Origin of the sequence: Blautia sp. AM23-13AC (assembly GCF_003435675.1) — a bacterium.
In the GTDB taxonomy this organism is placed as follows: domain Bacteria; phylum Bacillota; class Clostridia; order Lachnospirales; family Lachnospiraceae; genus Fusicatenibacter; species Fusicatenibacter saccharivorans.
In genome coordinates this window covers 51,995-71,679 of record NZ_QTUL01000002.1, presented here as the reverse complement: position 1 = coordinate 71,679, position 19,685 = coordinate 51,995, and the positions used below count along the sequence as shown (strand labels likewise).

Below are 19,685 nucleotides of genomic sequence, written 5' to 3'. Positions count from 1 at the left end.
TCTTACCATGGGGCAGGTGAAACATCAAGACAGCTTAAGGAAAGTTTAAGAAATTGGCAGAAAGATTAAAGTGGAAATGTGCATTCTTAAATAAAGATTTTACTTGTGAAGCGGGGATGAATGTGCTATAATCTCTCCGGTGCGTCAGAACGCAGCGGGGCCGGGTTTCTCCGGGGTGCGTTCTGAAAAAAAGAAACCTGTACGTTGAATTGACAAAGAGAGCGAGGAATCTACGTGTATCTGACAAAGGACGAGTTTTTGCAGAAATTCGGAATTCTGCCGCAGGAATTTGAGGAAGCAGATATTTCCTGGGAAGAACTGCTGGAAATTGCGGATGATTATGAACGGCGCCGTCCGACGCTGGAAAAGATCCGAAAAGAATTTGTGGCAGAGTTTTTGCAGGACAAGGAAAAAGAGATCGGACTGCAGTCGTACCACAGCCGTCTGAAGGACACCGAACATCTGGTGGAAAAGCTGGTGCGCAAGCGCCTAGAAAATTATGCAAAGTACCGGAAAATGGATTCGACAAGCTATATGCGTTACGTGACAGATCTGATCGGAATCCGGGGACTTTTGCTGTATCGGGAGGACTGGGTAAACTTCCATAAATACATTACGCACTGGTTTAAAAATGATCCGGAGAAATACATCCGTGATTACGGCCGTGACTACGACCAGAACGCATCGGGCTATATGGCAGAGCCGCCGAAAGTCCATACAAGACTTGGCGATTACGCCGACATTTATGTGAACTGGATTCCGGAGGAGAACATTCTGGACCGGAAACATTACCGTGCGGTGCATTACATTGTCGTTTACCGCGGCGTCTACATTGAAATTCAGATTAAGACGCTGTTCGAGGAGGGCTGGGGAGAGATTGACCACAGCATTCTTTACCCGCGGCGCAAGGGAAACGCCATGCTGACAGAGTTTTCCGAGCTGCTGAACCGTCTGGCGGGCATGGGAGATGAGATGGGATCGTTCTACCGCCGTCTCCAGGTTGTGCCGGATGAGAAGTTCCAGAGCAAGGAAACGATCGTGCGCAAGCGTGAATTAAAACCGCAGGTCAAGGCAGCGGTGGAAAAACGCGATCTGAATGAAATTCATACGATGGATGATGCCGTCTGGAGCATACTGAAAGAATAAAACTGCTTTTCAGACATGGGAAAGGATAAAAAATGGATGGAAGAAACACGGGCCGCATGGGCTTCTCTCATGCAGCAGAGGACTCTGCGGAGAATATGATGGCGGCAGTCAAAGCCGGAAAAATCCGAAAACATCTGATGGGAAATACCTCGCCGATCCGCTACGGAACAATGGAAAAACGCGAGATGACCGAATATACCGACTTTGTCCGGACGAAACTCTGCTATGAAATCCTGAATCTGCCCGGGGAGGAAAAATGAATACAATAGAAAAAATATACACAAACTACGACGGACTTCTGGAAGAATTTTCCGAGGAAGTAATCCAGAGCCGTTACGCTGTTTTTTACGAAGAAATCGAGGAATTTGCCAAGAGTCTCGGCATCCGCGAGAAAATCCAGATCAGCGAGTCGCTGTTGAGCCATGCAGTGCTGGACTATTTCACGGATATTTCCCGCCTGAAACATTTTCATCAGGCAAAGCATATCAATTCATTGAAAGTGATCTCCTATGAGACCTACTGGCTGCTGCGGAGAAAACCGATCCAGATCCTGGTGGAGGATGAGACATCGGATGCGATGGCATTTCTGAACGAAAAGTTCGTCTTTTCCCGGATTGCCAAATATCTGATGGGCGACGGAAAACGGGTGATTTTAAGTCCGGAGACGAAAAAAGGCTTTCTGAATTATCTCGATTCGCTGTTTTATTACCTGAAATACCGCAATTACGATGCAGAAATGCTCGAGATGATGCTGATGGGCTTCAAAGCGGGTGTTCTCGTGGCGGATGATTTAAAGGAGCAGGAGTCCTGAAAAACGGGCGGAAGCGGAATACAACAAAATAAGATGAAGATCGAAAGAACCGGACGGGCCGTAAGGCTGCTGTCGGGTTCTTTTTTTGTGCGGTGCTGCATAAAGTGCAGAGAAAACATTGCGATGCATGGACAGAAAACCGTTTAACAATGGAGGGACGGGAACTGCTTTCCTTTGGAACTTTGTACAGGGAGGAATGGATATGGCCACGCTTGAAAAAATCAATGCATTTCTAAAAGCGGTGAATGCAGCCGCCTGGGGACCGCCGCTTCTTTTTCTGCTGCTTGGGACAGGCATTTTTCTGACCATCCAGCTTCGCGCGCTACCCATTCGACGGTTGTTCTTTGCGCTTCGTACAGCATTCGGCCGTGAGGCGAGATACAGCGGGGAGAAAACAGAAGCAGGAGTTTCGCCGTTCGCATCGCTGATGACGGAACTTGCGGCGGAAATCGGGACGGGCAATATCGTGGGGGTTGCCTCCGCAATGGCGCTTGGAGGACCAGGAGCACTGGGATGGATGATGCTGGCGGCGGTTGTGGGACTTGCTTTGAAATTTTCTGAGAGTTTTCTCTCGGTGCAGTACCGGATGCAAAGAAAAGACGGAACATACTGCGGCGGTCCGATGGTGACGCTGACCAGAGCATTTCCGGGGGAGCGGCTGGCGAAGATGCTGGCTGTGTTTTTTGCCGGAAGCACCGTGCTGGTATCTCTCGGAATGGGCAATATGACGCAGGCAAACTCGATTGCGCTGGCGATGCAGGATACGTTTGGCGTGGCAAGAGAAAAAAGCGCGTTGGTGCTGACGATTCTTCTTCTGCTCGTGGTGACAGGCGGACTGCGTTCCATTGCAAAAGCGGCGGAGGTGCTGGTACCGGGAATGGCACTCTTTTATCTGGGCGGGGCAGGAATGGTAATCGGTCTGCACGCCGGAGAGCTTCCGCGGACACTGCTTGCGATAGTACGGGACGCGTTTTCTTTCCGGGCGGTATCGGGAGGAGCGGTGGGTGCGGGAATTTCCCTGCTGCCGCCGGCCTTGCGGTATGGAATTTCCCGCGGTGTGTTTTCGAATGAAGCAGGGCTTGGAGCAGGCGGAATCAGTGCTGCGGCGGCACAGACCGACGATCCCGTGCGGCAGGGGTACATCAGCATGACAGGTGTGTTCGTTGATACCATGGTGATCTGTCTTGTGACCGGCCTTGCCGTTGGAGTGACCGGGGCGGCAGAGGGGATACTGGAGGCGGAAAAAGCGGATGGAGCGGCGATGGTAATTCAGGCCTTTGAAAGTGTGTTCGGACCGGCGGGAGGCTATGTTGTCGCGGTCGGGATTCTGCTGTTCGCATTTGCAACGATGGCCGGCTGGGCATACCAGGGGGAGCAGGCGTTTCTCTGGCTGGTGAAAAAGGATAGCTTCGGAATGGTTTACCGTGTTTTCTTCTGTTTTGCAGCGTTTGCCGGGTGCGTCTGCATGGCAGAAACGGTCTGGAATTTTGCGGAGCTTGCCAATGCCTGCATGGCGGTGCCGAACCTGCTCTGTGTGCTGCGGCTCTGGAAGGAAGTAAAAGAGGAGGCATTCCGGTTTGAAAGCAGGATAAAAAAAGCAGAACAAAAGAAAGATAGAAATACATGAGAAACCGTATTTCCGGTCCTCAGGCAGATTTCGATGCGAGCTGATCGAGAGAGCCGAAAGAATATCCCATTTCTTCCCATTTCGTCAGCAGCTCATCGAGAATCTCCGCGTTGGTGGATGAGGTATTATGAAGCAGGACGATGGCACCGGGATGAATGCGTCCGGTCAACTTTTTGAAAGCCTCCTCGTGGGTCGGCTGCTGATCCTGGTACCAGTCTACATAGGCGAGACTCCAGAAAAACGTCTGGTATCCGAGGTCCTTTGCCATCTGCAGGTTCTGTGTGCTGTATTTTCCCTGCGGCGGCCGGTAAAATTTCACCATTTCCTGGCCGGTGGTTTCCTGATAAAGTGTGGAGACTCGGTTCAGTTCTTCTGAGAAGGCTTCCTGCGTGGAGATTTTGGACATATCCGGGTGCGACCAGGTGTGGTTTCCGACGATATGGCCTTCCGCTGCCATACGTTTGACAAGATCCGGCTGGTCGGAGAGAAAATTGCCGACGACAAAGAACGTTGCGGGAGCCTGATGCTTCTGGAGCGCATCAAGAATCGTTGGTGTGTTGCCGTTTTCATAGCCGCAGTCAAACGTCAGATAGATGATGTTTTCTTCCGGTGAAGCGGCAAACCAGGCGTTGTAGGCGGCAAGCTCTTCGGATGTAGCATTGCCGACGGGAGTCTTCCCTTTTTCCGGGAAGGAGAGCCCCCAGTTTTCGGCAGCAGAGGAGAGGACGGGCATCGAAACGGAAGAAACAGGTGTCTCCGGCGCAGCAGAGAGAAAAACTGGGGCTGCCTTTCGGAGCGCACGGCAGGTAAAGTGGGACAGAACAGAGCCAAAAAGAAAAGCGGAGCAGAAAAAAGCGGCGGCGATACCGGCTTTTTTCAGGATCCGGCGGGAAAGGGGTGAAAGAGAACGCATAAAATCCCCCTCCAGGACTTTTTGAGACAATATATGTATGGATGAAAGAAAACATGCGGCACACATCTGTTTGACTTTACCTGCAATCTATGTCACAATGGAGGTAGAGTGGATGGAAAGGGCAGAGAAAAACAAGATGACAAAATATGAGGTTTTAAAAAAGTACTTCGGTTACGATTCCTTCCGGGAGGGGCAGGAGATGCTGGTGGATGCGCTTCTGAACGGACAGGACGTGCTCGGCATCATGCCGACCGGAGCAGGAAAATCGCTGTGTTATCAGATTCCGGCGCTTCTGCTGCCAGGAATTACCCTGGTGGTATCACCGTTGATTTCTCTGATGAAGGATCAGGTATCGACCCTGAACCAGGCGGGGATTCACGCTGCGTTTCTGAACAGCTCCTTAAGTGCGGCGCAGTACCGGAAGGCACTCGGCTTTGCCATGGAGGGCCGGTACAAGATTATTTATGTCGCCCCGGAACGCCTTCTGACACCGGAATTTTTGTGCGCGGTGCAGTCGATGGAAATTTCGATGATTAGTGTTGATGAGGCACACTGTATTTCCCAGTGGGGTCAGGATTTCCGCCCAAGCTACCTGAAAATCACAGAGTTTGTCGAGCAGCTTCCCGCACGGCCGGTGATCGGTGCCTTTACGGCAACGGCAACAAAAGAGGTACGGGATGATATCGAAGCACTACTGTCTTTGCGTGATCCGGTACGTCTGGTCACAGGCTTTGACCGGAAAAATCTGAAATTTACGGTACAGCAGCCGAAAGATAAATTCGCAGCCGTGGAATCATTCCTTGCAGAGCACGAGGCGGACTGCGGAATTATTTACTGTCTGACCAGAAAAAATGTGGAGGAGGTCTGTGAGAAACTCGAGCAGAAAGGATATTCTGTCACAAGATACCATGCGGGTCTCTCTGACCTGGAACGGAAGGAAAACCAGGAAGATTTTATTTATGACCGGAAGCAGATCATGGTAGCGACAAACGCTTTTGGTATGGGAATCGATAAATCGAATGTGCGGTACGTCATCCATTATAATATGCCGAAAAACATGGAAAGCTATTATCAGGAGGCCGGACGAGCAGGCAGGGACGGCCTTCCGGCGGAATGTATTCTGCTGTACGCGGGACAGGACGTCATCACAAACCAGTTTTTTATCGAAAACATGGCGCAGGAGAGTGAGGATCCCGAGACGACAGCGCTGATCCGTCAGCGGGAGGAGGAACGGCTGAAGAAAATGACGTTTTACTGTTTCACCCATGAGTGCCTCAGAGATTATATCCTGAGGTATTTCGGGGAATACGGTTCCAATTACTGTGGAAACTGTTCCAACTGCCTCTCGGAATTTGAAACGGTGGATGTGACAGCGGCGGCAAAGGCAATCCTTGGCTGTGTGCGGGAATGCCGTCAGCGCTACGGCACGACGGTGATTCTCGATACCCTGCACGGTGCGAATACCGCGAAAATCCGCCAGTACCGCATGGATGAAAACTCCCATTACGGGGAACTGGCAAAAGAGCCGGTCTACCGGCTGCGGCAGATCTTAAATGAACTGCAGGTCCGGGAATATCTCTATGTAACGGCCGACACATACAGCATTGTGCGCCTGTTGCCAAAAGCGGCGGAGCTGCTGGATGAGGACGGCACGATGCTGATGAAGATGGCAAAAGAAGAAAAACGGATTCCGAAAGCCGCAAAAGAGAAGACAAAGACAAAAACCTCGGCAGCGGCAAAGGATCTTTCCAACGAGGAGGCCGCGGTATTCGAAAAACTGCGGGCACTCCGGATGGAGCTTGCAAAGGAGCATAAAGTGCCTCCGTATATTATCTTCTCGGATAAAACACTGATCCAGATGGCGATGGAGAAACCGTCCAACAAAGAGGAAATGCTGGCGGTCTCTGGTGTCGGCGAGAGCAAATTTGAAAAGTACGGGGAACCGTTTCTTGCATGTCTTGCAGAAAGATAAAACAAGTCGTGTAAAAAAAACGGGAAAACAACAGGAAAGGAAGAATACGCTTATGAAAAAAGAAAACGCAGTTATTTTTGGAGTGACCGGTGTTGTAGTTGCCGCCGTGCTGATTGGAGGCGGAATCTATATGAAAACGGAACGGGACCGAAATCTGAATGCAGATACAGCAAGTACTGCAGCGGACAGCAATAGGGCAGAAGAAGTACAGAAAGCCGTATTTCTTGCAGAAGATTCCGGGTTATGGTACCTGGGAGATCTGGAACACGGAAACATCTATGTGACACATACACCGTCCGACACACTTTACGATGAAAATGGAAATGCTATTGATCCGTCCGAGATCAAAAAAGGAGATTTTCTTCAAGTGGAGGGCGACGGTATTATGCTGAACTCCTATCCGGGACAATATCCGGGTATCAGCCGTATTATGAGAATCAGCGGCGGTACGGAGGCGGATGCAGAAAAATTCGATGAGGAACTTTCCCAGATTCTGCCGGAAAAGGATCCATCGGAAATTCCGTTTCTGAATCTGTGCTACACACAGCCAAATGCCCAGGTGACAGCTATGGCAACACAGGGAGGTTATACCTGGTCTTATGTTGATGAGGACGGCAATGGTCAGAACGTCGTTGCGGACAGTGCGTTCATTCTGGAATGGACGGAACTGAGTGATCTGCATACAGCAAATGACGAAGGAAAAACCGATCTGGAGCTTGTCTTCTCGGAGGAGCCGGATTCTGTCACAGCAGAAAGATGGCCGGCCGAAGACCGGGGGCAGAACTTTGGCAATGGTTACCCGGAGGGAGAAAGCGTTTCTGTGGAGCATGCGGAGAGCTGGAGCATTCCGGGAGCCGAGGCCGGCTACATCTACGAAGTGGACGCGGTATTCGAAAATGGAACCGTGTCATACGGATTTGAAGTGAAAAAGTAAAAAAAGACTTTCTTTTTCCGTGACATTATGCTATTTTTACTGTGAAAACAGAAAAATGCAATGTGCCATACGGCATAAGCAGCTGACTTTTCAAAAATCAGAATCCGTTTGACCGGAGGATGCGAGGAGGAATTTGTATGAAGTTAATTGTTGCTGTATTACGGAAAGAGGACGAGGCAGACACCATTGCCGAGTTGAACAAAAAAGGCTTTTTTGTGACGGAGCTTGCCACGACCGGCGGTTTCCTGAAGGAGAAGAACACAACACTGCTGATCGGAACCGATGATCATAAGCTCGACGCTGTGCTTGCGATCTTAAAACAGGAAGCAGGGCTTCGGAAAACAGTTACCTATGCGGCCACCCCGATGGAAAGCGGAAACTTCTGCCCGGGCGGAAATTACTCTGTTCCGATTGATACCCAGACAGGAGGCTGTACTGTGTTTGTGCTGAACATGGAACAGCTGGAAAAATTCTAAGACTCTAAAAATTTTTAAATTCCGGCATATGATCCCGGTAGTGGAGCGGCAGATGCGTACGCTGACAGTCGGGATTGGAACGCTCTTTGATGGCAATTGCGGTGAAAAATCCTTTCCAGAGTTCTTCGTAAGGGTCCGAAGTGGATTCCGTGAGGGAAAGGCGTTCTATTTCATCCGGAGAAAGACGGGTCAGATAAAAGGGCCGGTCAGCGGGATGCACGACGGCAAGCTGCCGGTTATCATCGAGAATCATCCAGTTTTCTGAGGGAAGCCGGTCAGAAAAATGGGGAGCGACCAGGGTCAGCACATTGGCTTTCGGGGAAATATGCGAGACCAGGATCGGAAAACCGGAGGAAATATTTGCAAAACGGATAAATTCCCGGAACGAATGCGCTTCATTTGTGACCTGACGGGAAACTTCAAAAGCGTGGAATACCGCCGGTTCCTGCAGCATATGCAGGGTATCCTTTCCATAGGAAAAGCCGTAGAGCAGAAAACGATAAATGATGTCGGGAGCGTCGCTTCTCTCGGACATTGCACAGAGATAGACGAGCCGCCAGGCTGCTGCGCCGATCTTCTTTTGAATGGATCGCGTGACGCTGGCGGCTTTTTCTGTGTCCGGCTCAACATGGCAGTAATCGCAGAACAGCTCCAGATTGCCGACTGGTTCCGTCATCAGCCGTACATTGCGGTAGCCGAGACGGGAATTCCAGGCTTCATAGATGCAGGTCAGGATCGACGCAAGATCCGGGCTGCAGGTGTAAACAGTCATAATAAAATCCTTTCTGAAATCAATTGATACAGACAACAGCCTTCTGCAAAAAGCGCAGATACAGCAAAAAGGCTTTTCCGTGAGAAGAACGCCCGGGATTATATATGCCCAGGTACGGCAGCATCAAACAGAGAAAGCTGCTGATACTGTTCCGGATGGGAAACCTCCCAGTTGGAGGCGGCTTCCTCTCCCGTGAGCTGCCGGGTCAGAAACTGCTGTTCCAGCCGCATGTGATACATCATTTTTCCCTCGCAGGTGATAAAATATTTGGCGCGTTTCAGCACCACACCGATCTTTTTCAGATGATCAAATGAAAGATGGGAGCTTCTGCGGCTCTTTACAATCCGCATGGCCGATTTCGGCCCGATGCCGGGAACGCGCAGAAGGTCGGCATACTCAGCCGTGTTGATCTCCACCGGAAACAGCTCCATATGGCGCAGCGCCCAGTCGCATTTCGGGTCGAGCTGTGCATGAAAGTTCGGGTGGGCTTCATCGAGCAGTTCATCCGCCTGAAAACCGTAGAAGCGGAGCAGCCAGTCTGCCTGATAAAGGCGGTGTTCCCGAAGAAGCGGCGGCTTGGTTTCACGTGAGGGCAGGGCGGAATCCTCGTTGACCGGAATGTAGGCGGAGTAAAAGACGCGCTTCAGGTCATACTGCTGGTAGAGAAGCTGTGAGGTGGAGAGAAGCTGGTAATCGTTTTCCTTTGTCGCACCGATGATCATCTGCGTGCTCTGGCCGGCAGGAACGAAGGGAGCAGAGCGTTCCTTTTCCGGCAGTGACCGCGCGGAGGAGGAAGAGATCCAGCCCAGATCGGCAGCGGAGGCGGAAATCTGCTTTCGTGTATCGAAAATGGAGTGGGAGAGATAGCGGTTTCCCGAGGAACGCTCTAAAAAAGCGCTTTTCCCTGCGGTCAGCCGGTAATCTACAATACCGGACTGGATCTGGCGCATGGGTTTTAAAATCGCTTTCTGTGTCTTCTGCGGGGCCAGTTTCTGCAGCCCTTCTCCGGTCGGGAGTTCCAGATTGACGCTCATGCGGTCGGCGAGATAGCCGGTCTTTTCGATCAGCTCGGCGGGTGCGCCCGGGATAGCTTTGACGTGGATGTAGCCGTTAAAGCGGTAACGATTACGTAAAAGATGCAGAGTGCGGTACATGAGCTCCATCGTATGGGCAGGATTTTTGCAGACGGCGGAACTTAAAAAGAGTCCCTCAATATAGTTTCGGCGATAAAATTCCGTGACGAGTGTACAGACCTCCTCCGGTGTAAACGTGGCGCGCTGCCGGTCATTCCCGGCGCGGTTGACGCAGTATTTACAGTCGTAGATACAGTCGTTGCTCTGCAGAATTTTCAACAGAGAGATACAGCGTCCGTCGGAAGAAAAGCTGTGGCAGATACCGCAGGAGACCGAATTGCCGAGATGTCCCTGTTTTCCGGCACGGTTCACACCGCTGGAAGTGCACGCAACGTCGTATTTGGCCGCGTCAGCGAGAAGATTCAGCTTCTCGGAGAGAGAAAGTGTTTGTGATGATAACTGCATGGCAGAAAAATTCCTTTCTATGTCCAAATGAATACGAATAAAAGTAAAACAATAAGATAACAGGTATTTTATAAAAAGAACAACTGTTCGATAAAAGAAGTGTAACACAAATCGAACGAATGTTCAAGAGGAAAAATGAAAATAGTACAAGAAAATACTGGAAGAAAAGAAACAGAATTCGATCCGGAAAAACGTGAACAGGAAACAGCAGGGAAAATTTCTGTTAGAAAAAAGTTATACAAAAACAGCCGCACAGATCGGAAAAACAAATCTGTGCGGCTGTAAGCCAAATTTTATGGAATTGAAACGGAAGCAGAGCCGTTTACGCCAAAAGCGCCCCAATTGCCCCGAATACGCCGGAACTTGCAAGCAGCATGATGACGCTTGCAAGGAGAACACCGCCCATGATGGCGAGAACGCTGGTCTTAAAGTCCATATCGAGGATACTTGCGGCCAGTGTGCCGGTCCATGCGCCGGTTCCCGGGAGCGGAATGCCGACGAAGAGCAGCAGGGCGAGCGGAAGTCCGCGGCCGGCTTTTGCTTTCAGTTTTTCCCCGCCTTTTTCGCCTTTTTCCAGACACCAGGTGAAGAATTTTCCGATATACTTTTTATCACATCCCCAGACAAGAACCTTTCGAGCGAACAGGAAAATAACCGGAACCGGAAGCATATTTCCGATGACGGCGATCAGATAGGCCGGAAGCGTCGGAATATGGAAAGCTACCGCGTACGGAATCGCACCACGCAGCTCGATGAGCGGAACCATGGAAATCAAAAATACAATCAGATATTTGGTAATCATATACACCTCTCGTTTTTCACAAAATGTTATCGTTTCTTAGTGCAACGCTCTTATTGTAGCGTGATGCCCGCCATTTGTCCAGTATAAAAAGAAAGAAAGGAGCGGGAGTAAAAGAAATCTTAAGAATTTCTGCATTTTTGTATAATTTTATAACCTTCAAAATTTGAATTTTAGAAAACGGTATGTTAGAATGAAGTGTACTGTTTGCAAAAGAACAGCAGAGATGCCCCCAATGACAGGGGGCGTGGACTGAAATAACAAACGAGGAGGACCCACCTATGATTGCACTGATCGACTATGATGCCGGAAATATAAAAAGCGTGGAAAAAGTCTTTCAAAGCCTTGGAAAAGAGGTTGTACTGACCAGGGATCCAGACGTGTTAAAACGCGCAGATCACGTCGTTCTGCCGGGTGTCGGCAGCTTTGGAGATGCGATGGAAAATCTGAACCGCTATCATCTGGTACCGGTTATTCATGAAATCGTAGAAAAAGGGACTCCGTTTCTTGGAATCTGCCTCGGACTTCAGATCCTGTTTGAACGCAGCGAAGAGAGCCCGGGCGTTGCAGGCCTTGGCCTGTTAAAAGGAGAAATTCTCCGGATTCCGGACAAAGAGGGCTTAAAGATTCCGCACATGGGCTGGAATTCCATCCATCTGCAGAACGGTGGACGCTTATTCAAAGGCATCCCGCAGAAATCGTATGTTTACTTTGTCCACTCCTACTATCTGAAAGCAGAAGAGGAGGAAATTGTAAAAGCAACGACAGAGTACAGTACACACATCCATGCATCTGTGGAAAAAGGAAATCTGTTCGCCTGCCAGTTCCACCCGGAAAAGAGCTCAGATCTTGGGCTTGCCATTCTGAAAAACTTTGCGGAAATTGGAGAGGAGGACTGACGGATGTTTACAAAACGAATTATCCCATGCCTGGATGTAAAAAACGGAAGAGTCGTAAAAGGTGTTAATTTCGTCGATTTAAAAGATGCCGGCGACCCGGTGGAGATCGCAAAAGCGTACGACAAGGCAGGAGCCGATGAGGTTGTTTTTCTTGATATCACGGCCTCCTCCGATCAGAGAGGAACTGTTGTTGATATGGTGCGCAAAGTAGCAGCAAACGTTTTTATCCCGTTCACCGTCGGCGGCGGAATCCGTACCGTGGATGATTTCAAGATGCTGCTCCGCGAAGGAGCCGATAAAATCTCGATCAACTCCTCTGCCATCAACAATCCGCAGCTCATCCACGACGCGGCACAGAAATTCGGCAGCCAGTGCGTGGTCGTTGCGATCGACGCCAAGAAAAGAGCGGACGGAAGCGGCTGGAATATCTATAAAAACGGCGGCCGCATCGATGTCGGCATCGATGCCGTTGCGTGGGCAAAAAAAGCAGAAAGCCTTGGCGCCGGAGAAATCCTGCTCACCAGCATGGACTGCGACGGAACAAAGGCGGGATACGATATCGAGCTGACAAGAACGATCGCAGAGAGCGTCGGCATCCCGGTCATCGCATCCGGCGGCGCAGGAACGCTGGAGCATTTTTATGATGCCTTAACCGAAGGAAAAGCCGATGCTGCACTTGCCGCATCTCTGTTCCACTACAAAGAACTGGAAATTCGTGAAGTCAAAGAATATCTGGCAGGCCGCAATGTGCCGGTCCGCCTGTAAAAGGAAGGGAGAAAACGATATGCCGCCTCTTAGCGGAAGCTGGGCCAATGCCCTGAAAGGAGAATTCTCCAAAGATTATTATAAAAAACTGTTTCAGACGGTGGGAGCGGAGTACAAAACCCACACGATTTACCCGCCGGCTGATGATATTTTCAATGCGTTCCACTTTACCCCACTTGAGCAGGTAAAAGTAGTCATCTTAGGCCAGGACCCGTACCACGAGCCGGGACAGGCACACGGACTCTGCTTTTCTGTAAAACCGGAAGTAGACATTCCGCCGTCCCTGGTCAACATTTATAAGGAACTCGAAGACGATCTGGGATGCTACATCCCGAACAACGGCTATCTCGAAAAATGGGCACGGCAGGGTGTTCTGATGCTGAACACGGTGCTGACTGTGCGTGCGCATCAGGCAAATTCCCACAAGGAAATCGGCTGGGAGCAGTTCACGGACGCGGCAATCAAAGTGCTCGCCGGGCAGGACCGCCCGATGGTCTTCATCCTCTGGGGACGTCCCGCACAGCGCAAAAAAGAGATGATCCACAATCCAAAACATCTGGTGCTGATGTCCGCTCATCCGAGCCCGCTCTCTGCATACCGCGGATTTTTCGGCAGCCATCCGTTTTCCAGAACGAACGAATATCTGGAAGAAAACGGTCTTGCGCCGATTGACTGGCAGATCGAAAATGTAATCCGGGGAGCGAAAGAATGAGTAAAAAGAAAAATACGTTACTGAGAAATACTTCTATCTTGATGGCTGCAACGATTATCTCGCGTGTGATCGGTCTTTTATACCGGTCGCCGCTCGGCGAAACCATTGGAAATGAGGGACTTGGTTATTACAGTACAGCGAGCAATCTGTATACGATCCTGCTGCTGATCTCGTCCTACAGTATTCCGATGGCAGTATCGAAAATCGTATCCGAACGCCTGGCATTAAAAGAGTACCGGAACGCACACCGCGTTTTCCGCGGAGCCCTCCTTTATGCCGTAATCGTGGGAGGAATCGCTGCACTGGTGGCGTTTTTCGGCGGAAAATTCCTTCTGCCATATAACCAGCAGAATGCCATCCTGGCCCTGCGCGTACTGGCACCGACCATCTTCTTCTCGGCGATTCTCGGCGTCCTGCGCGGCTATTTCCAGGCCCACAGCACGATGATGCCGACTTCGATTTCACAGATCATCGAGCAGATATTCAACGCTGCTTTCAGTATCGGTGCAGCCTGGTTCTTTATCCAGCAGTTTGCGACAAATGACACCGAGCGTGCGAAATTCGGTGCTGCCGGCGGAACCCTCGGAACGGGAGCCGGTGTGCTGGCAGGCCTTTGCTTTATGCTGCTCGTTTACGGGGTAAACCGGAAAAGCATTCTGCGAAAAGCAGCCAAAGACACACGCCACCGCGAAGAATCCTACCGCGAAATCTTTCAGGTACTCTTTCTGATGGTAACACCGGTCATCTTCACGACCTTTATTTATAACTGTAACGCTTACCTGGACAACTATCTGTTCTTTACCATTCTCGGATGGCACGGCGAAAACCAGAAAGCGCTGAACGCTGCATACGGCGAGTTTTCCAACTATTACGTTACGCTGATTAACGTCCCGCTTGCCATGGCAAGCGCATCCGCATCTGCGATGATGCCGGAGGTGTCTTCCTGCTACGCAACCGGTGACCTCGACGAGGCAAACGACAAAATTCTGGAAACGATCCGCCTGACCATGTTTATTTCCATTCCGGCTGCCGTCGGCCTTGGAGTCCTGGCATTCCCGATTACAGGCGTTTTGTTCCCGTCAAGTTCGAGCCTTTCCGGCAAACTGCTGATGATGGGTGCCGTATCGGTTGTCTTTTCTGCACTGTCTACCATTACCAACAGTGTCCTGCAGTCGATCGGGCAGCAGAAGAAAGCCTTGCACAATGCAGCAATTTCCCTTGGAATGGATCTCGTCGTCCTGGCGCTGATCCTTGCAGTTTTCCCAAAGACAAACATTTATGCCGTTGTCTTTGCAGGAATCCTGTTCTCCCTTAGCATGTGCGTATTGAATAACCTTTCGATCCGCAAACACCTGAATTTCCGCAATGAGTTCAAAAATACCTATGTAAAACCATTGATCGCAGCAGCTATTATGGGTGTTGTAACCTGGATTGTTTATTATGGTCTGTTCGCCATTACGAAGCGTCCATCGATCAGTATGCTGGCCGCAATTCTGATCGCAATCGTCGTATATCTGATTGCTTTTGTGGTTGTAACCGGTACGACGGAAGCAGAAATGCGCCGTATGCCGATGGGAACGAAGCTGGTAAAGGTTCTCCGCATCCTGCGGATTTACCGCTGAAAACAGAAGAGAAAATCCTGCTTTGCGGGATTCTCCGCCTGCGGCGGGCCGCTTTAGCGATAGAATTCCCCGCCGCCGCAGTGCGATCCTGCCCGGAGGGCTTATAACGGGGAATGTCAACGAAATTTCCTGTTATGTAAAAAAAGCTCCTGTCCGGAAAACAGAAAAAACTGTTTTCCGGACAGGAGCTTTTTTAAATATCGGAATAGAAAAATCAGTATGTAACTTCTTATGCGTCTTTCTCTCCGCCAGATTCCTGTTTCAGATTCTTATTTGCGGTAGAAAGCATCAGCTTAATACGGTTCAGCTGGTTAACCTCCGAAGCGCCTGGATCGTAGTCGACTGCCACGATATTTGCCTTCGGATACTCCTTGCGAATGGCTTTAATAACACCTTTACCGACAATATGATTCGGCAGGCACGCAAACGGCTGGATGCAGACGATATTGTAAACGTCGCTGTGGATCAGCTCCATCATCTCGCCTGTCAGGAACCATCCCTCACCTGTCTGGTTACCGCAGGAAACAATCGGAGAAGCATACTTCGCCAGATCCCGTACATCAGCCGGCGGATCAAAGTGTTCGCTCTTCTTGAACTCTGCAACTGCCGCGCTCCGCAGCCAGTTGATCAGCTTAATGCCCGTATTTCCGAGCATCGAAGAGCTCTTCTTGAATCCAAGGTGCTCTACCTTGAAATTCGTATTGTAGAAGCAATAGCAGAAGAAATCGATCAGATCCGGCACAACCGGCTCGGCGCCTTCGCTTTCGAGAAGCTCCGCCAGATGGTTATTGGCCGCCGGAAGGAACTTAACCAGAATCTCGCCGACAATACCGACACGCGGTTTTTTCTCGTCCGTAATCGGAATGTGGTCAAAGTCGCGGATCATCGTGCGGCAGATCTGTTTAAAACGGGTATGACTCAGGTGTTTGGAAGAAATGAAATCAATACAGATTTTCTCCCATTTCCTGTGAATCCGGTCTGTCGTGCCCTTTTTCTGCTCATAAGGACGCATCCGGTAGATACATTTCATCATGATATCACCGAACTCCGCCGCATAGCAGAGACGGATTGCAAGATCCGGTGTAATCTTGAAGCCCGGATTTTCTTCGAGACCGCTCAAGTTAATCGAGATGACCGGAATCTGCGTCATATCGGCCTTCTCCAGTGCACGGCGAATAAATCCGATATAGTTGGAAGCACGGCAGCCGCCGCCGGTCTGGCTCATGATGACGGCTACTTTATTCAGGTCATACTTGCCGGAGAGCAGCGCCTGCATAATCTGTCCGACTACCATCAGAGACGGATAGCAGGCATCGTTGTTTACGTATTTCAGGCCGACGTCGACCGCCTCTTTGTTGTCATTTGGAAGCACTTCCAGATGGTATCCGGCAGCATTGAATGCAGGCTGCAGAATCGAGAAGTGGATCGGTGACATCTGCGGGCAGAGGATCGTGTAATCTTTGCGCATCTCTTTTGTGAAGACCGGCTTCTGGATCGAGGATGGAACAATTTCACGTACCGCCTGTTTGCGGTCATGTGCACGCAGAGCGGCGAGCAGAGAGCGGACACGGATTCTGGCAGCGCCGAGGTTGTTGACCTCATCGATCTTCAGGCAGGTATAAATTTTACCGCTTCTGGTCAGAATCTCATAAACCTCATCGGTGGTAACGGCGTCGAGACCGCAGCCGAACGAGTTCAGCTGGATCAGGTCAAGATCATCGCGTGTCTTTACGTAGTTTGCAGCCGCATACAGACGGGTGTGATACATCCACTGGTCATTGACACGAAGCGGGCGCTCGAGCGGTGCAAGATGGGAAACAGAGTCCTCTGTTAAAACGCACAGACCGTAGGAGTTAATCATATCCGGAATACCGTGATGAATTTCCGGATCGATGTGGTACGGTCTTCCGGCAAGTACGATACCTCTGCGGCCGGTTTCTTTCATATACTGCAGCGTCTCTTCACCTTTTTTCTGCATATCACGTCTTGCAGCGGCGAGCTCCTCCCATCCGGCATGGACAGCGGCGCGGACCTCATCCTCCGGCAGGCCGGAAAATTCTTTTGCCAGGCCGTCGGCGAGAACCTTTTCACTCGTAAATGCGAGGAACGGATTGCGGAATGTGATGGAGTCGTCCTGGAGCTCATCCACGTTGTTTTTGATGTTCTCCGCGTAGGAAGTAACGATCGGGCAGTTGTAGTGGTTGATGGCCTCCGGGAACTCGGTACGCTCGTACGGGATACACGGATAGAAGATGAATTTTACGCCGTGGCGTAAGAGCCAGGTCACATGGCCGTGGGCCAGTTTCGCCGGGTAACACTCGGATTCACTCGGGATCGATTCGATGCCGAGCTCATAAATCTTGCGGCTTGAAGTCGGGGAGAGTACCACGCGGTATTTCAGCTGCGTGAAGAAGGTGTACCAGAACGGATAGTTCTCGAACATATTGAGGACTCTCGGAATGCCGACCTCTCCGCGGATTGCTTCATCCTGCGGCAGCGGCTGGTAGCCGAAGATTCGTTTGTATTTGTATTCGAACAGGTTCGGAATATGATCCTTGTTTTTCTCTTTTCCGATTCCGCGCTCACAGCGGTTTCCGCTGATGTACTGACGGCCGCCGGAGAATTTGTTGATGGTCAGACGGCAGCTGTTCGTACAGCCTTTGCAGTTTGCCATCGTGGTCGAGTATTTCAGCTCATTGATCTTTTCGATGGAGAGCATCGTAGTCTCCTGATCTGCCGAATAGCGCTCTCTTGCGATCAGCGCCGCACCGAACGCACCCATAATGCCGGCGATGTCCGGGCGGATGGCTTCGCAGTTGGCGATCCGCTCAAAGCTTCGAAGAACGGCATCGTTGTAGAATGTACCGCCCTGTACGACGATGTGGCGTCCCAGCTCGGTGGCATCGGAAACTTTAATTACCTTATACAATGCGTTTTTGATGACGGAGCAGGCAAGTCCGGCAGAAATATCAGCAACGGATGCGCCTTCTTTCTGCGCCTGTTTTACCTTGGAATTCATAAATACGGTACAGCGGGTACCAAGATCGATCGGGTGTTTTGCGAACAGTGCTTCGTGTGCAAAATCCTGTACACTGTAGTTCAGGGACTGCGCGAAGGTTTCGATAAAGGAACCGCAGCCGGAGGAACATGCTTCATTGAGCTGTACGCTGTCTACAGTGCCGTTTTTGATCTTGATACATTTCATATCCTGACCGCCGATGTCGAGAATACAGTCGACTTCCGGATCGAAGAATGCTGCGGCATAGTAATGAGAAATCGTTTCAACCTCACCCTCGTCCAGCATCAGCGCAGCTTTGATGAGTGCTTCGCCGTAACCGGTGGAACAGGACCAGGCGATCTGTGCGGAATCCGGCAGTTTGGAGTAGATTTCCTGGATCGCGCGGATCGAGGTGCCGAGCGGATTTCCGTGGTTGTTGCTGTAGAAGGAATACAGAAGAGCGCCATCCTCACCAACGAGCGCGGCTTTTGTGGTTGTGGAACCGGCATCGATTCCGAGATAGCAGTTTCCTTCGTAAGTGGAAAGATCAGCCGTTACAACATTGTTGACGCTCTGGCGGGCCAGGAATGCATCGTACTCCTCCTTGTCTTTAAACAGCGGTTCGAGACGGGCAACCTCAAAATCGATGGCTACTTTTTCTTCGAGCCGTTTTTTCAGCGCGAGAAGAGAAACCTCGGTCTTTCCCTCTGCATTCATTGCAGAACCGATGGCTGCAAACAGATGAGAGTTGTCCGGCACGATCGCGTGCTCGTCATCCAGTTTTAAGGTGCGGACGAACGCTGTCTTTAATTCCGAGAGGAAGTGCAGCGGGCCGCCAAGGAAGGCAACGTGGCCGCGGATTGGTTTACCGCAGGCAAGACCGGAAATGGTCTGGTTGACGACTGCCTGGAAAATAGAAGCGGCAAGATCCTCTTTTGTTGCACCGTCGTTGATGAGCGGCTGGATATCCGTTTTTGCGAATACACCGCAGCGGGCAGCGATCGGGTAGATGGCCTGGTAATGTTTCGCGTACTCATTCAGGCCGGTTGCATCGGTCTGCAGAAGAGAAGCCATCTGGTCGATGAACGAACCGGTACCGCCGGCGCAGATACCGTTCATACGCTGTTCGACATTGCCGCCTTCAAAATAGATGATTTTGGCATCCTCGCCGCCGAGCTCGATGGCAACGTCGGTCTGCGGAGCCAGTGCTTTTAACGATGTGGAAACTGCGATAACCTCCTGCGTGAACGGAATGCCAAGATGGTTGGCAAGCGCGAGTCCGCCGGAACCGGTGATGACGGGCTGCAGGGTCAGTTCGCCCAGTTTTTCGTGGGCTTCCCCGAGCAGATGGGCAAGTGTTTCCTGGATGTTTGCAAAATGGCGCTCGTAATCGGCAAAGAGAAGCTGGTTCTCTTCGTTGAGGATCGCAATTTTAACAGTAGTGGAACCGATGTCGATTCCAAGAGTATATTTTTTATCAGTCATGAATCAAACTCCTTTTATAATAAGAAACAATCTCAACACATTATACGACAAAAAATAAGGAAATACAATTGGAAAAAAGGCGATGTCTTATGAAAAAAGTATAAAGTCCTTGTGAAAAATGGAGAAAGCGGGAAAGAAAAAAGAGAGAAAAAAGAAAATTCAGGCATTGTCAAAAACAGATTTTGCCTGTATACTAAAAATAGTATGCCCTGCATG

16 protein-coding genes are annotated in these 19,685 nt (G+C 50.5%); 11 read left to right on the top strand and 5 right to left on the bottom strand.

What is annotated here, in order from left to right; genetic code table 11:
* The first annotated feature begins 234 nt into the window (after positions 1-234).
* The 4 genes from DW642_RS02800 (at position 235) to DW642_RS02785 (ending at position 3,584) form a co-directional block, all read left to right on the top strand.
* Positions 235-1,146 carry a GTP pyrophosphokinase gene (locus tag DW642_RS02800; RefSeq protein WP_226906353.1) on the top strand — a complete coding sequence of 304 codons (912 nt, stop codon included), beginning with the start codon at positions 235-237 and terminating at the stop codon, positions 1,144-1,146.
* A gap of 32 nt (positions 1,147-1,178) precedes the next feature.
* Positions 1,179-1,406, top strand: coding sequence for a hypothetical protein (locus DW642_RS02795; RefSeq protein WP_055227506.1), 228 nt, complete (start codon positions 1,179-1,181; stop codon positions 1,404-1,406).
* Positions 1,403-1,957 (top strand): hypothetical protein, encoded by a 555-nt coding sequence (locus tag DW642_RS02790; protein ID WP_022461914.1) that lies wholly within the window; start codon positions 1,403-1,405, stop codon positions 1,955-1,957. Before DW642_RS02795 ends, DW642_RS02790 begins: the two co-directional genes overlap by 4 nt.
* 202 nt (positions 1,958-2,159) lie before the next feature.
* On the top strand, positions 2,160-3,584 hold the full coding sequence (locus DW642_RS02785) for an alanine/glycine:cation symporter family protein (RefSeq protein ID WP_158554960.1): 1,425 nt from the start codon (positions 2,160-2,162) through the stop codon (positions 3,582-3,584).
* Between the two features lie 19 nt (positions 3,585-3,603).
* Here the strand turns inward: DW642_RS02785 and DW642_RS02780 are convergent, their stop codons facing one another.
* A complete protein-coding gene (locus DW642_RS02780) occupies positions 3,604-4,497 on the bottom strand; it encodes a polysaccharide deacetylase family protein (protein ID WP_226906352.1) in 894 nt (297 codons plus the stop codon).
* A gap of 136 nt (positions 4,498-4,633) precedes the next feature.
* Here DW642_RS02780 and recQ point away from each other — a divergent pair, with 136 nt between their 5' ends.
* The 3 genes from recQ to DW642_RS02765 all read left to right on the top strand — a co-directional run bounded on the left by recQ (position 4,634) and on the right by DW642_RS02765 (position 7,879).
* Positions 4,634-6,469 (top strand): DNA helicase RecQ, encoded by a 1,836-nt coding sequence (gene recQ / locus DW642_RS02775; protein ID WP_117509420.1) that lies wholly within the window; start codon positions 4,634-4,636, stop codon positions 6,467-6,469.
* Positions 6,470-6,521: 52 nt separating this feature from the next.
* On the top strand, positions 6,522-7,403 hold the full coding sequence (locus DW642_RS02770) for a hypothetical protein (protein ID WP_117509205.1): 882 nt from the start codon (positions 6,522-6,524) through the stop codon (positions 7,401-7,403).
* A gap of 137 nt (positions 7,404-7,540) precedes the next feature.
* The gene (locus DW642_RS02765; protein ID WP_055227503.1) at positions 7,541-7,879 is read left to right on the top strand and encodes a cyclic-di-AMP receptor; all 339 of its coding nucleotides are present in this window, start codon (positions 7,541-7,543) and stop codon (positions 7,877-7,879) included.
* A 4-nt stretch (positions 7,880-7,883) separates the two neighbouring features.
* On the opposite strand, the gene DW642_RS02760 is transcribed toward DW642_RS02765, so the two are convergent.
* The 3 genes from DW642_RS02760 to DW642_RS02750 form a co-directional block, all read right to left on the bottom strand.
* Complete coding sequence (locus DW642_RS02760; RefSeq protein WP_117509204.1) at positions 7,884-8,651, bottom strand: TIGR03915 family putative DNA repair protein; 768 nt, start codon at positions 8,649-8,651, stop codon at positions 7,884-7,886.
* Positions 8,652-8,749: 98 nt separating this feature from the next.
* The gene (locus DW642_RS02755) at positions 8,750-10,189 is read right to left on the bottom strand and encodes a putative DNA modification/repair radical SAM protein (protein ID WP_117509203.1); all 1,440 of its coding nucleotides are present in this window, start codon (positions 10,187-10,189) and stop codon (positions 8,750-8,752) included.
* A gap of 322 nt (positions 10,190-10,511) precedes the next feature.
* Positions 10,512-10,991 (bottom strand): COG2426 family protein, encoded by a 480-nt coding sequence (locus DW642_RS02750; protein WP_055265411.1) that lies wholly within the window; start codon positions 10,989-10,991, stop codon positions 10,512-10,514.
* 278 nt (positions 10,992-11,269) lie between these two features.
* Between DW642_RS02750 and hisH the strand changes: the two genes are divergently transcribed.
* From hisH to DW642_RS02730, 4 genes are read left to right on the top strand one after another with little or no spacing between them, the layout of a single operon-like run.
* Complete coding sequence (hisH, locus tag DW642_RS02745; RefSeq protein ID WP_117509202.1) at positions 11,270-11,887, top strand: imidazole glycerol phosphate synthase subunit HisH; 618 nt, start codon at positions 11,270-11,272, stop codon at positions 11,885-11,887.
* A 3-nt stretch (positions 11,888-11,890) separates the two neighbouring features.
* Positions 11,891-12,652, top strand: a complete 762-nt coding sequence (hisF, locus tag DW642_RS02740; RefSeq protein ID WP_055265415.1) for an imidazole glycerol phosphate synthase subunit HisF — start codon at positions 11,891-11,893, stop codon at positions 12,650-12,652.
* 19 nt (positions 12,653-12,671) lie between these two features.
* The gene (locus DW642_RS02735; protein ID WP_117509201.1) at positions 12,672-13,364 is read left to right on the top strand and encodes a uracil-DNA glycosylase; all 693 of its coding nucleotides are present in this window, start codon (positions 12,672-12,674) and stop codon (positions 13,362-13,364) included.
* Positions 13,361-14,986 (top strand): putative polysaccharide biosynthesis protein, encoded by a 1,626-nt coding sequence (locus DW642_RS02730; protein WP_117509200.1) that lies wholly within the window; start codon positions 13,361-13,363, stop codon positions 14,984-14,986. The genes DW642_RS02735 and DW642_RS02730 overlap by 4 nt, the downstream gene beginning before the upstream one ends.
* Positions 14,987-15,215: 229 nt before the next feature.
* Here DW642_RS02730 and DW642_RS02725 read toward each other — a convergent pair whose 3' ends face one another.
* Positions 15,216-19,469 (bottom strand): 2-hydroxyacyl-CoA dehydratase, encoded by a 4,254-nt coding sequence (locus DW642_RS02725; RefSeq protein WP_117509199.1) that lies wholly within the window; start codon positions 19,467-19,469, stop codon positions 15,216-15,218.
* Positions 19,470-19,685: the final 216 nt, after the last annotated feature.

Excerpts from the sequence above, each read along its gene's own strand:
- DW642_RS02780 (WP_226906352.1), bottom strand. The coding sequence starts at position 4,497 with ATGCGTTCTCTTTCACCCCTTTCCCGCCGGATCCTGAAAAAAGCCGGT.
- DW642_RS02765 (WP_055227503.1), top strand. The coding sequence starts at position 7,541 with ATGAAGTTAATTGTTGCTGTATTACGGAAAGAGGACGAGGCAGACACC.
- DW642_RS02760 (WP_117509204.1), bottom strand. The coding sequence starts at position 8,651 with ATGACTGTTTACACCTGCAGCCCGGATCTTGCGTCGATCCTGACCTGC.
- recQ (WP_117509420.1), top strand. The coding sequence starts at position 4,634 with ATGACAAAATATGAGGTTTTAAAAAAGTACTTCGGTTACGATTCCTTC.
- hisH (WP_117509202.1), top strand. The coding sequence starts at position 11,270 with ATGATTGCACTGATCGACTATGATGCCGGAAATATAAAAAGCGTGGAA.
- DW642_RS02770 (WP_117509205.1), top strand. The coding sequence starts at position 6,522 with ATGAAAAAAGAAAACGCAGTTATTTTTGGAGTGACCGGTGTTGTAGTT.
- DW642_RS02725 (WP_117509199.1), bottom strand. The coding sequence starts at position 19,469 with ATGACTGATAAAAAATATACTCTTGGAATCGACATCGGTTCCACTACT.
- DW642_RS02735 (WP_117509201.1), top strand. The coding sequence starts at position 12,672 with ATGCCGCCTCTTAGCGGAAGCTGGGCCAATGCCCTGAAAGGAGAATTC.
- DW642_RS02790 (WP_022461914.1), top strand. The coding sequence starts at position 1,403 with ATGAATACAATAGAAAAAATATACACAAACTACGACGGACTTCTGGAA.
- DW642_RS02795 (WP_055227506.1), top strand. The coding sequence starts at position 1,179 with ATGGATGGAAGAAACACGGGCCGCATGGGCTTCTCTCATGCAGCAGAG.
- DW642_RS02755 (WP_117509203.1), bottom strand. The coding sequence starts at position 10,189 with ATGCAGTTATCATCACAAACACTTTCTCTCTCCGAGAAGCTGAATCTT.
- DW642_RS02730 (WP_117509200.1), top strand. The coding sequence starts at position 13,361 with ATGAGTAAAAAGAAAAATACGTTACTGAGAAATACTTCTATCTTGATG.
- hisF (WP_055265415.1), top strand. The coding sequence starts at position 11,891 with ATGTTTACAAAACGAATTATCCCATGCCTGGATGTAAAAAACGGAAGA.
- DW642_RS02750 (WP_055265411.1), bottom strand. The coding sequence starts at position 10,991 with ATGATTACCAAATATCTGATTGTATTTTTGATTTCCATGGTTCCGCTC.
- DW642_RS02785 (WP_158554960.1), top strand. The coding sequence starts at position 2,160 with ATGGCCACGCTTGAAAAAATCAATGCATTTCTAAAAGCGGTGAATGCA.